Source organism: Hydrogenobacter subterraneus (assembly GCF_055390195.1).
Window position 1 is genome coordinate 179,296 of the sequence record NZ_AP042473.1, and the last position, 12,628, is coordinate 191,923.

Here is a 12,628-nt window from a genome sequence, read left to right on the forward strand (position 1 = left end):
ACCATGGACCTGCGTAGGATTATAAAGATAAAGGAGGGGATAAAGGACCTAAGGTCCAAAGAGCTAAAAGAGATTGATATACAGATAGACCTTATAAAAAGAGAAATACAACAGATAGATACGGTGATAGAGGAGATAAACAACCTTATCAAGGCTTCCTTTTCGGAGGGCTTACTACTGCGATATAGAGCCATGCTATCCAAGAAAAGAGATTTATTAAACAAGTTAACAGAGTTAAAACAATTTAAGGAAGAAAGAAAACAAAGACTAAAAGAAGCATATAAAGACCTTAAAGCCCTTGAAATACTAAAAGAAAATTTTGATAGAATGCAAAGGTTTAAGACTGTTAGCCTTGAAGCACAAAACGTAAACTTCATGCATTTAATAAAGAGGTGGCATAGAAATGCTTAAGGCTCTCTTTATTATGGCTATTCTTTTATCCTTTTCCTTTTCTCAATCTGCCTTGCAGAAAAAGATAAAAGAAGACAGGGAAAGAAAGGCAAAAGATGAAATAAGTGTTATGACGAAGGACCTTGAAGAAAAGCTTAAAAGGCTTGAAGAGGAACGAAAAAAGCTTGAGGAACTAAAAAGAGTAGAGCCAAAAAAGGAAGAACAACTACCAGAGGTAAAAAAGCTTGTAGATATATTCAACAAGGCATCACCAGATGAGGCTGGAGCCATAATGAATAACTTAGACTCCAACCTTGCCGCAGAAGTTCTAATAAACCTAAAGGAAAGGCAGGCCGCAGCCATACTTGAAGCCATGGACCCCAAAAAGGCTGCTGAGGTCTCCGCCATAATATTGGAAAGGAAAAAGAAAAGGTGAGCTTATGGAATTATAAGAATTTCTTAAAAGCCTTATTGAGAGTGGGCTTATAATAAGTCTTTGGAGGTGGAAAGATGGACAGGTTAGTTCTTGAAAGGCTTACAGAGCAAAAGGAAAGTCCAGAATACCTTCAGATAAGCATGGCGGCAGCCATGACCCTTGGCATAGTGCCAGGGCAGTTCTATAGAAATACAAGGCTAAGCTGTATAAATACGCTTTTGACCTACCCTTCTGGATGCCATGCCACCTGCGCCTATTGTGGACTTCAAAAGGCAAGGGATATGGAGTATTCAAAGAAGAACTTCATAAGGGTGGAATGGCCCACGGTAAAGCTTGATGAGATAATAGAAAGGGCGAAGGCGGTAGGCCATGTGGAAAGGCTGTGCATAGCCCAGATAACCCATCCAAAGGCCATAAGGGATACCAAGTATGTGCTTAAAAAGGTCCTCTCCGAGCTTGGAGATAAAATCTTTGTTTCCTTACTTATAAACGCCACAGGCACCACCTACGAAGACATGGAAGATTACAAAAAACTGGGTGCAGACACGGTAACCGTTGCCATAGACTGCGCCACGCCGGAGGTCTTTGAAAAGCTAAGGGGCAGGCCTATGAACAGCCCTCACAAGTGGGAAACCTTCTGGAAGGTGCTTGAGTGGGCCTGTGATGTGATGGGGGACGGTTATGCAGGATGCCACCTTGTAGTGGGCTTGGGTGAAACAGAACAAGAAATGGTAGAAACCATACAAAAGGTAAGAGACCTGGGTGCCAGAACCCACCTTTTCTCCTTCTGGCCGGAGGAAGGTTCTATGATGGAAAAGGAAAAGCCTTGTCCAGCACCCCAATACAGAAGGGTCCAGTTTGCAAGATATTTGATAGACAACAGGATAGCTCGCTACGAAGACATGAAGTTCAATGAAAAGGGCCAGATAATTGACTTTGGTATAGATAAGGACACTTTTGAAGAACTCTTTTGGAGCGGAAGGCCATTCATGACCTCAGGATGCAGAGGGAAAACCACAGAGGTTGCTTGCAACAGGCCCTTTGGAGATAGCTCTGTAACCGATATAAAGAGCTATCCCTTCAAGCCAAACAAGGCAGACCTACAAAGAATAAGAAAACAGCTCTTTGACTATGAGATGACCACCAACTACCCCGATGTGCTAAATCCAAGCGTCCTTAGGTACCAATGAACTGGGGCGACCTTCTTTTGGATATGGGTTATGCGGGCTTTGCAGGCTTTGTGGTAGGCTTTGCGGTAAGGCGGGTTCTTAACTTTTTCCTCCTCCTCCTTGGCCTTTATATCCTTTCTTTAATGTGGCTTGCCAGCAAGGGCATAATCCATGTGGATTGGAACAATCTCTTTGCCCTCTTTAAGGGTATGTTTGAAGGCTTTACGGCCTTTGTGCATGGATTGATTAGAAAGCTTGCCTTTGCCGGTAGCTTTGCAGTGGGCTTTGCTATAGGGTTTAAGACTTGAGAGAAAAAGAGCTTTTAGAAGAAGCAAAAAGGCTTTGGGATTTGGGTGATTTTTATTCAGCCCATGAAATCCTTGAGGACATATGGAGATTGTTTCCAAAGGAGGATAGAGCTTCAAGGAACTGCTATCAAGGCCTTATAAGGCTTGCCATAGCATACAACCATTACATCTGCGGAAGAAGGGACAGCTGTCTTAGAGTTTTAAAAATGTCTTACGAGCAATTGATGAATTGTGATAGTGTGCTTAGGTATGTGGATGTGCCTTACCTTCTTAAATTTGTGGATGTCCATATAAAAGCTTTGGAAGGGGGAGGAGGGATAGAGGAGTTTCCACAGCTTAGACTTTTGAACATCTAAATCATCTCCACCCTTACACCCATTCTCTCCAGTTCCTCTTTAAACTTTAGTATATCCATACCAACCCTTATCCTTGGGTCTGCCTGAAGCAGTGTCCTATATCCGTTTATTCTTAACTCAATAAGCAACTCTTTGCCCTCCTCATCTTTGCACTGTTCTATCAAGGACCTTAATTTTTCCAACTTGTCTTCTTCCAGTTCCTTCAAAAATACAAGCCTTAACATCATGTTTTTGCTCCTTAAAAACTCCTCCGGTGTATATGCTTCTTTTAGTATGAGCTTTACCTCTTCCGTTTCCTCATCCTTATCCACCTCAAACCTACCCACCAAAACCTGGTCCTCTTTTATCTTTTCCTTATTCTGTTCAAGGGTCTCTGGGAAAACAAAGACCTGAGCTATTCCTGTCTTATCCACTAAGTTGAAGGTGGCTATATAATTACCCTTCTGCGTCTTTTTAAGTTTTAGCTCCGTTATAACGCCTGCAAAGGTGTATGTGCCTTCTTCCACCTCTTCAAGGATTTCTAAGGAAGATACCTTGCCCTTAAGGAGCTTTTCATATGGATCAAGTGGGTGGGAAGAAATATAAAAGCCAAGCACTTCCTTTTCATACTTGGAGTTATCCTCTTCCTTCACCTCCTCCTTAAAACCAAAAAGCCCTTTTGTAAACATGGAAGACCCACTTTCAAGCCTGCTGAGAAGGTAAGACCGCTTTTCCCCAGTAAAGTCAAAGGCGCCAGCCTTTATTAATGCCTCAAGGGTCTTTTTGTTTACCTTTTTATTGTCCACGCTTCTTACAAAATCACCCAAGGAAGTCCAAGGCCTTTTCCTGCTTTCTACTATAAGCCTTGCAGTTTCTTCCCCTACGCCCTTTATACGGGCAAGGCCAAACCTTATGGTCTTTTTGCCCTCTATGACAAAGTCTACATGGCTTTTGTTTATATCCGGTGGCAACAGCTTAAAGCCTTCTTTTTTAACATCCTTAATAAGGCTTATAAACTTTTTGTCGCTCTTTTCTGTGGAGAGCTTTACACAGAAAAACTCCTCTGGGTAATGTGCCTTTAAATAAGCAGTCCAGTAAGAAAGGTAGCCGTAGGCTACTGAGTGAGATTTATTAAAGGAATAGCTGGCAAACTTTTCTATGTCTTCCCAAAGTTCTGTTATCTTTTTCTCGTTGTAGCCCCTTTCCACAGCTCCCTTTATAAACTTCTCCTTCATCTGAGCCATTAGGTCCGCCTTCTTCTTACCTATGGCCTTTCTAAGGGTGTCCGCCTCGCCGGGCGTAAAGCCAGCCAATATCTGAGATGCTTTCATTATCTGTTCCTGATAGACCCACACGCCGTAGGTTTCCTTTAGCACTGGCTCAAGCTCTGGGAAGGGGTATTCTACAGGTTCCTTACCATGCTTTCTGTTTATGTAGCTGTCCACAAGGCCACTTTTTAGAGGCCCTGGCCTGTATAGGGCAAGGACTGCCACTATATCATCAAAGCTATCGGGCAACAGTCTTCTAAGTAAGTTTTTCATACCTACGCTTTCAAGCTGGAACACGCCCGTGGTGTTGCCCTCCCTCAAAAGCTCAAAAACCTCCTTATCATCAAGGGGCAGGCTCAAAAGGTTTATATCTACTCCATGCCTTTCCCTTATCATTTCCCTCATTCTTTGCAGTTCTGTAAGGGTCTTTAGACCCAAAAAGTCCATCTTTATAAGGCCTATCTCTTCAAGCTTTACCATGTCAAACTGGGTGGCCACCGAACCTTCCTTGTCATAATAAAGAGGCAACAGTTCCTCCAAGGGTTTGGGAGCTATAACCACGCCTGCGGCGTGCAAAGAAGTATGCCTTGTAAGTCCCTCAAGCCTTAAGGCTATCTCCACAAGCCTTTTTAGCTCTGGATTTTCATCACAAAGTCTTCTGAACTTTTTCACGTTTTCCTCTATATCCGTCCTATGCCTACCATACTTTTCCAAAAGCTCCTCTATGGGTGTTATATACATCTCCTCAAGGTTTAGCCATGTGCCTTGCACATCGCCTTGGGGTATAAGCTTGGCTAAGGTGTCCGCAGTTTGATAGGATATGCCAAGGGCCCTGGCCGTGTCCCTTAGGGTTTGCTTTGCCTTCATCACGTTGTAGGTGATGATCTGAGCCACCTTGTCCGATCCATACTTCTCCTTTACATACTCAATTACCCTGTCTCTGTTTTCCATACAAAAGTCTACGTCTATATCGGGCATGGAAATTCTTTCTGGGTTTAAAAACCTTTCAAAGAGAAGACCATGCCTTATGGGGTCCACATCGGTTATACCCAGGGCAAAGGCAAGTAGGGAACCAGCGGCAGAGCCTCTACCGGGACCTACAGGAATGCCTTGGGACTTTGCCCAGTTGATAAAGTCTTGAACTATAAGGAAATAACCCTCAAAACCCATACGGGAAACCACATCAAGCTCGTAGTGTAGCCTATCCCAATATTCTTTACTATCCCTTGCCAAACCTTGTTCTATTCTCTGTCTCAAACCCTTTATAGAAAGGTCTTTGAGAAACTCTCCAAGGCTTGAACCCTCCACAGGAAAGTGGGGCATAAGATAGCCCTTGTTTTCGAGGATCTCAAAGCTATCAGCCGTTTTCTCTGCCACCTCAAGGGTGTTCTTAAGAGCCTCCTCCCATCCTTCAAACCTACCCTTAAACTTCTCCCATACCTCTTCTGGGCTTGCAAAGTGCAGGCCTTCGTTGGCGCATTTTAGGCCACCACCTTGCTGTATCTCCATTAGAGTTTTCTTCATCTGTATGGCCATAAGTACTTGGTGAGCAAGTCTGTCTTCGGGCATAAGGTAGTGAGAATCGTTGGTGGCCACAAGCTTTACTCCAAGCCTTTTGGCTATCTTTATAAGGGTTTTGTTGGCAACTTCTTGCTCTGGCAAGGAGTTGGATTGAAGTTCAAGGTATAAGTCCTCACCAAAAAGGTCTAAGAACTTTTTTACCCATTCCTCAGCCTTCTGCTCTTCTCCAAGGCTTGCATAATAAGTAGGCACGCCCTTCAAACATGCCGTTATGGCTATTAGCCCTTTATGGTATTGGCTCAAAAGTTCATAATCTATACGTGGCTTGTAATAAAAGCCCTCCTTATAAGAAAGGGTGGAAAGCTTCATAAGGTTTTTAAGCCCTTGGTCGTTCTTTGCTATAAGGATGAGATGATGGTTGTGTCTGTCGGTTATGTTATCTTCCGATGCTTTACCCCTTCTGTCCAAGCGTGAGCCTGTGGTAAAGTAGGCCTCCATACCTATAAGAGGCTTTATACCTACGGACTTCATCTCCTTATAAAAGTCCAGTATGCCAAAAAGGTTTCCATGGTCTGTTATGGCAACCGCCTTATAGCCATACTCTGTTGCCTTCTTTGACAGGTCCTTTATCTTTATAGCTCCATCAAGCAAGGAGTATTGAGTATGAAGGTGCAGATGCACAAAGTCTTTCATATTCTATTAGCATACTATGAAGGATTCTAAAATACAAACCCTAAAAGGCTTGATGCATAAGCCTTTTGCGAAGCTTCCCTAAATATTTAGCCTATTGTGCTTTTTATCCGGATGGCACCTTATACATATCTTGTGTTAGAAGGTCTACGCCCACCTCAAGGTTTTCAATCCATTCTATAAACCTCTTTACCATATCCTTACCTTTAAAAATAGCGCCATGCTGTGGTACTATCATCTCAATATCCAAGTCTTTGACCATGTTAGCCCAAAACCTCAGCACCTTATTGCTAACCATATACCTTCTATGAAAACCTTCCATGTACTTAATATGCTTGTCAAAGTCCTCCACAAAGAAGTAATCCTGCCCCAAAGAAGCACCAAGGTCTCCGGAAAAGAGTATCTTAGAGCAAGGGTCATAAACCTGAAAATTCCCCTCTGAATGTAAAAAGTGTGCTGGAAGTATGTATAGCTTACAATCTCCACCAAGTGTAAGCACTGTACCGTTGTCATCTATTGGCACAACCCTACCCTCAAGCTGGGAATCCAAGCCAAAGTGGGGCAAAAACCTCATCCAAAGCTTGGATATATATGCTTCTGCCTTGGTGGTCATAAGCCAACCGTTTATGGATGCCACTATATCTGGGTCCTGATGAGACAGGAAGATATACCTTATCTGACTTGGTGGTATATAAACAGCAAGCTCGGAAAGAAGCTTTGAAAAAACCTTATGACCTCCAGGGTCTAAAAGCATGCCTTCATCTTTGTGAATTATAAGAACCTGATTGGCTTGCACCGCACTGGCAGGAGTAAGCTCTTCGAAAAATATTACTTTGTGGTCTGGCGTGTTAAAGATGACCTTCTTCATGGACACACCTCCAACCTGATAATTATCATATAGTATACCCTAAGTATTTCGTAGTTTAAAGAAAAGCTTGCAGAGGCATTGAGTAGTTTTATAATTTATAAACTATGTTTCAGTTTACAGAAGAACAAATAAAACGATATGCCAGGCATATAATACTGCCCGAGGTGGGCGGAAAGGGACAGGAAAAGCTTTTAAAATCCAAGGTGCTTGTAATCGGAGCTGGTGGTCTTGGCTCTCCGGCCATATATTACCTTGCTGCCGCAGGCGTAGGAACCATTGGTATAGTGGATTTTGATGTGGTGGATTTCTCTAACCTCCAAAGGCAGATTCTTCACAACACAGAAAGGGTTGGCATTCCGAAAGTAGAATCCGCACGCATGACCGTAGAGAAGCTAAATCCAGATGTTAAGGTGATAACCTACAACACCATGATAAACAAGTCCAACGTTATGGACATTATAAAGGACTATGATGTGGTCCTTGATGGCACAGATAACTTCCCCACACGGTTTCTCATAAACGATGCTTGCTACTTTCTTGGAAAGCCTTTGGTATCTGCTGCCATGTTAAGGTTTGAGGGACAAATTTCCGTTTTTGATTACAGAGATAAGGAAAACTCTCCCTGCTATAGGTGTCTTTATCCAGAGCCACCACCACCAGGCCTGGTGCCTTCTTGCCAAGAGGCTGGCATTCTTGGCTCCATAGGTGGTATTATGGGTTGTATCCAGGCAACTGAGGCCATAAAGGTGCTTCTTGGTATAGGTGAGCCTTTGGTAGGCAGGCTTCTTATAATGGATGCCCTTTCTATGGACTTTAGAAAGGTCAAACTACGTAAGGACCCCAACTGTCCCCTTTGTGGTAAAAACCCAACCATAAAAGAGCTTATAGAGTATGAGCAAGTGTGCGATGTGCATTTTTAGGAGTTAAAGATGGAGCTTGTAGGCATTGAGGACTTTTTAAAGCTTGATATAAGGCTTGCCAAGATAGTTTCCGCAGAGAGGGTGGAAGGTTCGGAAAAGCTTTTAAAGCTAAGGGTCTCCCTTGGAGAGGAAGAAAGGACTCTTATGGCTGGCATAGCCAAGTTTTATAGCCCAGAGGAGCTTGTAGGGAAGAAGGTGCTTATGCTTGCCAACCTAAAACCAAGGAAGATCTTTGGCGTAGAATCCCAAGGCATGGTTCTTGCCCTTTCCGACGGTGAAAACCTTTCCCTTATAGTGCCAGATAGGGATATTAAGGAAGGAGCAAAAGCAAGTTAATCTTCCAATAATTCCTCTGGGAAAGGGTCAAAATATCTCTGTTTTAGAAGATATTTTTCCTCATATCTATAAGCTATGTTCCTTATTATCTCTACCACAAGCCTGTAGCTTATGCGCCCATGCTTTACTTTTTGAATGAGATGTATTATGTGCTTCTTTTCCATAGAATTTAATCTTCTGCTAATATGTCCTAATATATGTAAAAGGGTATTGGCATGCTTTGAAGGTGAAGGCATCTTACTAAAAGCACTACGAAAGACTTCTTCGTAAGCCTTCAACGCTTTTTCTGGTTCTTTGCCAACTCTTGATACTATTTGTCCCAGTTTTTTCAACGCACTTTGATTGTATGTCATGAGGAGATACTTATAGGAACTATGAAATTCTACGAGAGCTTTTGATGAAAAGCTATGTTTTAAACGTCTAAGGTCTGCAAAGGCATAAACTCTTGTTAAAAAATGTTCTCTTATTCTTCTATCATTCAGTCTTCCTTCGTCTTCTAAAGGTATATATGGTAAATTTTCTTTAACTTTTTGCGCAAACATACCATAAGTTCTTCCTATTACCTTATCCCCTTCATAAAGCTTTGTAGTCCCAACACCACAGGAAGGTGATTTACTCTTTAGAAGGAAGCCATCAACTTCTTCTAAGTTTAAAAGGAATTTATTGGCAAAATCTTCCATGGTAGCCGTAAGGTCCTTGCCCGTTTCTGGCTGGAAAAGTTTTCTGCCCTTTGCTTCTTTTAAAACTATTATCCTCTGCCTTGGTGTTCCAAGGCCTATATCCATCTCTGGACATACGGTTATAACATCCACGTAGCTTTTTAGCTTTTCTACAAAAGGGTCTATTATGATGCCACCATCATACCTAACGTGGTCAAAAAAACATCGGCTAAGCACAAGCTTTGGCCTTTGAAAAGTTAGCATGGTTTTATAATTTAACTTTTGGTGGAGGCGGCGGGAATCGAACCCGCGTCCGAGGACCTTCGGCACCCAGAGCCTCTACAGGCTTAGCCAGTGTTTTCTTCTGACCCTATGGGTGTCCACTGGCAAACCCCATAGGGCGAGCAGGGCTAAACTTCGGCTAAGGCTGTCCCTGCACCAGCCATAGCCTACACCCCTGTCTCTAAGCCCTTCCCACAGCCCAGGGGCTAAGCCATGGGAGAGCCGCTGCTCTTAATTAAGCAGCGAGAGCGAGTTCCCTTTCGGGAAGTGTTTTGCTTGGCTGTTTAGGTTGCCACCCTGCCTGCAACCCTGTCCTACAGTCCCCGTCGAACCCATTCGCCCCCTAAGGGAACCAAAGAGTTAATATAATTACCTCACTTTAATATGTCAAGTGGTCAAGGAGGCTGTTTTTGAAATACCCTAAATGGAAAAAAGCTTTTCTATTGTCTTTATAACATATAACCTTACTTTTGTTGTGTCTGCATCATCTAAGTCCATTTCACATGATAGCTTTATCACATTTTTATCTTCCATAATTCCCACCAACCGGAGTGTGCCAGATACACCGGATAATTCTTCTCTGCCTGTTATTTTAAATTCCAAACTTTTACCTATCATCATAGGTAATACAGAGTCATCAAATGTTATCAGAGACAGACCAACTTCGGAGATATCCATAGGTTCAAAGGCTCTATAAATTCCATCTATCTTTATAAGTACTGTGAAATTAAGGTCCTTTTGAACAGGCACCCTTGGCTTGCTCCTATCTCCCCACTTGCCTTCTCCCGAATAGAATAGATTTATTATTAAGTTTTCGCCCTTTCCTACAACTTTACCAGGAAGAAGCATGCTTATATAACCTACCTTGACAGAATCTCCCAAGAGCAAAAACCTTTGGGAAAGTGGTGTAATGGTTAAAAATAGTTTTCCCTCCTCATACTTTATCTTTTCAAGCTTGGTGTGGAATAATACGTTCTCTTCAAGTTTTTTATAAATATCCACAAAGTTTGCCATCGGTGAAACCCTCCACCAGTTCTTCCATCTTCATACCTCTTGAACCCTTAAAAAGTATAACAGCTTTTCCAAAGGGCTTACCCAGGAGAAAATCCAATAGCCCTTTCTTATCATCAAAAAATCTACAATTACCGCCTTTTTGAAGGCATTCTTGGTAGGCGTACTTCATATGGTCTCCATAAAACAAGCAAAGGTCTATACCAAGCTCTGCGCAAAGCCTTCCTATTTCCCTATGATAGGCTTCTGAAAGCTCTCCAAGCTCCAACATATCCCCCAAGACCGCTATTCTGTATCCGTTGAAAAGGCTAAGGCTTTTTAGGGCCATCCTTACCGACGGTGGATTGGCGTTGTAGGTATCATCAATAAGAATAATGTCCTTCCTTTTTATGACTCTAAACCTTCCTTCTACAGGATGGAAATCTGCAAGGCTATTGGATAGTTCTCTCCATTCAATACCAAGGGCTTCAAGTATGCGAAAGGCACACAAAGCATTTTCTACCACCGCAAGGCTTGGTATAGGAATAAATACTTCTTTTCCTTTTACTTTAAAACTTACTCCTTCTGCAGAAAGTTTTATATCTTTGGCAGAAAAATCTCCATCACCGAAGGTTAGCTTTTTAGGTATGGCATAGCAATGAGATACCTTTGTAGGACATACCCCCCAGTCTTCTTCTCCCATCCCATAAAATATTTCCCCATTCCCAAGAATTACATCATCAAGGCATCCAAAGGTTTCCAAGTGTTCTTCTCCTATAGCCGTTATAGCCCTTATATGTGGCTTTACTATTTCCACAAGCCTTTTAACATCACCCTTTTGACTTGCTCCAAGCTCCACAACCCAAAAAGCACAGTCTTCTTCAAAGTTAGCCACAGACAAAGGCACACCAACCTGCGAATTGTAATTTCTCGGAGTTTTACACACCTTCCCTACCTTGGATAGTAAAAAGGCTGTCATCTCCTTTGTGGTGGTTTTACCAGCCGACCCAGCTATTGCTACTACCTTACCTTTAAAGTTTTCCCTTTTCCAAAGGGCAATATTCCTCAAAGCCATAAGGCTGTCTTCCACCAATATTTGTGGCACATTCTTAGGAAGGTCAAGAAGCCTTTCACAAAGGACAGCAACCGCACCTTTTTTTATAGCTTCTTCAGCGAAGTTATGACCGTCATGCACCTTGCCCCTTAGGGCTATAAAAACCTCCCCACCCTTTACAGCCCTACTATCGATAGAAAAACCAAAAAAGGTAGATGGTTTTCCTATGTGTATGCCTTTTAGTATATTAGCTAACTTTTCTGTGTTCATAGAAATAAATTATAAGTTTCATTGTCAATTTTTTATATATAAAAAGCAATTAGTTTGCTCTTGGTAAAGGCAAAGATTTTATTAATGGCTTCTTGGTAGGTGGATACAGTTAAAGGATACTCAAGTTGTAGATAATCTACACCTACATCTATCTCGTTCATAAACTTTACCACTTCTATAACCTTTTCCTTCGGTGGAATATATGGTGCTATAACTGCAAACTCATCACCCCCTATGCGGAACACAATAGGGCTTGTTATATCTATTACATCCTCCTTCATCAGCCTTAGGATTATGTCCCTTATATCGTAAGAAGCACAGCATTGAATGTTTATAGCTCTTACAAGATGTTTTAAGACTTCGTTGCCAGCCTCCCAACCCCTTTCAAGGTTTATTTGAGTGAGATTTTTTATATCAAAAACTGTCAAACAAAGACTTTCTTTTTTGTCTATAAAGGCTTTTAGCGTTGGTAGAAAAAGGTCTCCTTTTATGGCTCCCGTTGGGTCTAAATATTGAAAACTCCACCTTATCTTTTCTATCTCTTGATTTACACGGGAATGGTTTATTTCCACGTGTTTTAGCCCTCTCAATGTTTTGACGGCATAACCTACTATATCTGGGTCAAACTGCATACCTGCCAACTCCTCAAGCTCGTTTAAAGCTTGTTCCCAAGTTTTTGCTCTTTTGTATATTCTCCTTGCAGTCATAGCTTCAAAAGCATCCGCAATGGTGTATATCCTTGCAAGTAAAGGTATTTCTTGACCTTTCAATCCGTAAGGGTATCCAGCTCCGTCGTACCTTTCCTGATGGTATAGTAGAACCTCAAGAGATTCAGAAGGCAGGCCAAGGTCCTTTACCATCTCATAACCTAATTGCACATGGAGCTTCATTATCTCAAACTCTTCTTTTGTAAGCTTTCCAGGCTTTAGGAGTATAACGTCTGGTATGGCTATTTTCCCCACATCGTGCAACATACCACCAATACGAAGAAGATCTAACTCCCTTTCGTAAAGTCCAAGGCTTTCGCCTATCTTTATAGCGTAAAAAATACCTCTATCCGTGTGACCTCTTGTATAAACGTCCCTGTATTCAAGAAGAGTTAGCAGTAGTTCCAAACTCTTCAGCATAACTT

At 42.1% G+C, this 12,628-nt stretch carries 13 protein-coding genes and 1 other RNA gene; 7 read left to right on the plus strand and 7 right to left on the minus strand.

The genetic code is table 11. The features are described from left to right. Positions 1 to 3: 3 nt before the first annotated feature. The 5 genes from ACZ5GB_RS01015 to ACZ5GB_RS01035 all read left to right on the plus strand — a co-directional run bounded on the left by ACZ5GB_RS01015 (position 4) and on the right by ACZ5GB_RS01035 (position 2,659). Positions 4 to 411, plus strand: coding sequence for a hypothetical protein (locus ACZ5GB_RS01015; RefSeq protein ID WP_464327130.1), 408 nt, complete (start codon positions 4 to 6; stop codon positions 409 to 411). After that, complete coding sequence (locus ACZ5GB_RS01020; protein WP_464327131.1) at positions 404 to 826, plus strand: magnesium transporter MgtE N-terminal domain-containing protein; 423 nt, start codon at positions 404 to 406, stop codon at positions 824 to 826. The genes ACZ5GB_RS01015 and ACZ5GB_RS01020 overlap by 8 nt, the downstream gene beginning before the upstream one ends. 74 nt (positions 827 to 900) lie before the next feature. Then, the gene (locus tag ACZ5GB_RS01025) at positions 901 to 2,016 is read left to right on the plus strand and encodes a radical SAM protein (RefSeq protein ID WP_464327132.1); all 1,116 of its coding nucleotides are present in this window, start codon (positions 901 to 903) and stop codon (positions 2,014 to 2,016) included. Continuing rightward, positions 2,013 to 2,303 (plus strand): FUN14 domain-containing protein, encoded by a 291-nt coding sequence (locus ACZ5GB_RS01030; protein WP_464327133.1) that lies wholly within the window; start codon positions 2,013 to 2,015, stop codon positions 2,301 to 2,303. The genes ACZ5GB_RS01025 and ACZ5GB_RS01030 overlap by 4 nt, the downstream gene beginning before the upstream one ends. Next, positions 2,300 to 2,659 (plus strand): DUF309 domain-containing protein, encoded by a 360-nt coding sequence (locus ACZ5GB_RS01035; protein WP_464327134.1) that lies wholly within the window; start codon positions 2,300 to 2,302, stop codon positions 2,657 to 2,659. The genes ACZ5GB_RS01030 and ACZ5GB_RS01035 overlap by 4 nt, the downstream gene beginning before the upstream one ends. Here ACZ5GB_RS01035 and dnaE read toward each other — a convergent pair. Together dnaE and ACZ5GB_RS01045 are read right to left on the minus strand one after the other, a co-directional pair. After that, on the minus strand, positions 2,656 to 6,120 hold the full coding sequence (dnaE, locus tag ACZ5GB_RS01040; RefSeq protein ID WP_464327135.1) for a DNA polymerase III subunit alpha: 3,465 nt from the start codon (positions 6,118 to 6,120) through the stop codon (positions 2,656 to 2,658). The genes ACZ5GB_RS01035 and dnaE overlap by 4 nt on opposite strands. 103 nt (positions 6,121 to 6,223) lie before the next feature. Then, the gene (locus ACZ5GB_RS01045; RefSeq protein ID WP_464327136.1) at positions 6,224 to 6,985 is read right to left on the minus strand and encodes an oxygen-binding di-iron domain-containing protein; all 762 of its coding nucleotides are present in this window, start codon (positions 6,983 to 6,985) and stop codon (positions 6,224 to 6,226) included. Positions 6,986 to 7,089: 104 nt separating this feature from the next. Between ACZ5GB_RS01045 and moeB the strand changes: the two genes are divergently transcribed. Beyond that, positions 7,090 to 7,905: a molybdopterin-synthase adenylyltransferase MoeB gene (gene moeB, locus ACZ5GB_RS01050; protein WP_464327137.1), complete on the plus strand. Its 816-nt coding sequence runs from the start codon at positions 7,090 to 7,092 to the stop codon at positions 7,903 to 7,905. A 9-nt stretch (positions 7,906 to 7,914) separates the two neighbouring features. After that, on the plus strand, positions 7,915 to 8,241 hold the full coding sequence (gene metG / locus ACZ5GB_RS01055; RefSeq protein WP_464327138.1) for a methionine--tRNA ligase subunit beta: 327 nt from the start codon (positions 7,915 to 7,917) through the stop codon (positions 8,239 to 8,241). Here the strand turns inward: metG and ACZ5GB_RS01060 are convergent. From ACZ5GB_RS01060 to ACZ5GB_RS01080, 5 genes are all read right to left on the minus strand, one after another. Then, positions 8,238 to 9,164: a YbgA family protein gene (locus ACZ5GB_RS01060; RefSeq protein ID WP_464327139.1), complete on the minus strand. Its 927-nt coding sequence runs from the start codon at positions 9,162 to 9,164 to the stop codon at positions 8,238 to 8,240. The two genes, metG and ACZ5GB_RS01060, sit on opposite strands and share 4 nt — an antisense overlap. Before the next feature lie 19 nt (positions 9,165 to 9,183). Next, positions 9,184 to 9,526, minus strand: a transfer-messenger RNA (tmRNA) gene (gene ssrA / locus ACZ5GB_RS01065). Positions 9,527 to 9,602: 76 nt separating this feature from the next. Further along, positions 9,603 to 10,196 (minus strand): DUF8089 domain-containing protein, encoded by a 594-nt coding sequence (locus tag ACZ5GB_RS01070; RefSeq protein ID WP_464327140.1) that lies wholly within the window; start codon positions 10,194 to 10,196, stop codon positions 9,603 to 9,605. Further along, entirely contained in the window at positions 10,171 to 11,496 is a 1,326-nt protein-coding gene (locus ACZ5GB_RS01075) for a UDP-N-acetylmuramoyl-tripeptide--D-alanyl-D-alanine ligase (RefSeq protein WP_464327141.1), read from the minus strand. The genes ACZ5GB_RS01070 and ACZ5GB_RS01075 overlap by 26 nt, the downstream gene beginning before the upstream one ends. 32 nt (positions 11,497 to 11,528) lie before the next feature. Continuing rightward, a complete protein-coding gene (locus ACZ5GB_RS01080) occupies positions 11,529 to 12,623 on the minus strand; it encodes a bifunctional diguanylate cyclase/phosphohydrolase (RefSeq protein ID WP_464327142.1) in 1,095 nt (364 codons plus the stop codon). Positions 12,624 to 12,628 lie beyond the last annotated feature (5 nt).

What these genes read in the sequence shown, in the direction of transcription:
- ACZ5GB_RS01015 (WP_464327130.1), top strand. Translation starts at nt 4, where the DNA reads ATGGACCTGCGTAGGATTATAAAGATAAAGGAGGGGATAAAGGACCTA.
- ACZ5GB_RS01020 (WP_464327131.1), top strand. Translation starts at nt 404, where the DNA reads ATGCTTAAGGCTCTCTTTATTATGGCTATTCTTTTATCCTTTTCCTTT.
- ACZ5GB_RS01025 (WP_464327132.1), top strand. Translation starts at nt 901, where the DNA reads ATGGACAGGTTAGTTCTTGAAAGGCTTACAGAGCAAAAGGAAAGTCCA.
- ACZ5GB_RS01030 (WP_464327133.1), top strand. Translation starts at nt 2,013, where the DNA reads ATGAACTGGGGCGACCTTCTTTTGGATATGGGTTATGCGGGCTTTGCA.
- dnaE (WP_464327135.1), bottom strand. Translation starts at nt 6,120, where the DNA reads ATGAAAGACTTTGTGCATCTGCACCTTCATACTCAATACTCCTTGCTT.
- ACZ5GB_RS01045 (WP_464327136.1), bottom strand. Translation starts at nt 6,985, where the DNA reads ATGAAGAAGGTCATCTTTAACACGCCAGACCACAAAGTAATATTTTTC.
- moeB (WP_464327137.1), top strand. Translation starts at nt 7,090, where the DNA reads ATGTTTCAGTTTACAGAAGAACAAATAAAACGATATGCCAGGCATATA.
- metG (WP_464327138.1), top strand. Translation starts at nt 7,915, where the DNA reads ATGGAGCTTGTAGGCATTGAGGACTTTTTAAAGCTTGATATAAGGCTT.
- ACZ5GB_RS01060 (WP_464327139.1), bottom strand. Translation starts at nt 9,164, where the DNA reads ATGCTAACTTTTCAAAGGCCAAAGCTTGTGCTTAGCCGATGTTTTTTT.
- ACZ5GB_RS01070 (WP_464327140.1), bottom strand. Translation starts at nt 10,196, where the DNA reads ATGGCAAACTTTGTGGATATTTATAAAAAACTTGAAGAGAACGTATTA.
- ACZ5GB_RS01075 (WP_464327141.1), bottom strand. Translation starts at nt 11,496, where the DNA reads ATGAACACAGAAAAGTTAGCTAATATACTAAAAGGCATACACATAGGA.
- ACZ5GB_RS01080 (WP_464327142.1), bottom strand. Translation starts at nt 12,623, where the DNA reads ATGCTGAAGAGTTTGGAACTACTGCTAACTCTTCTTGAATACAGGGAC.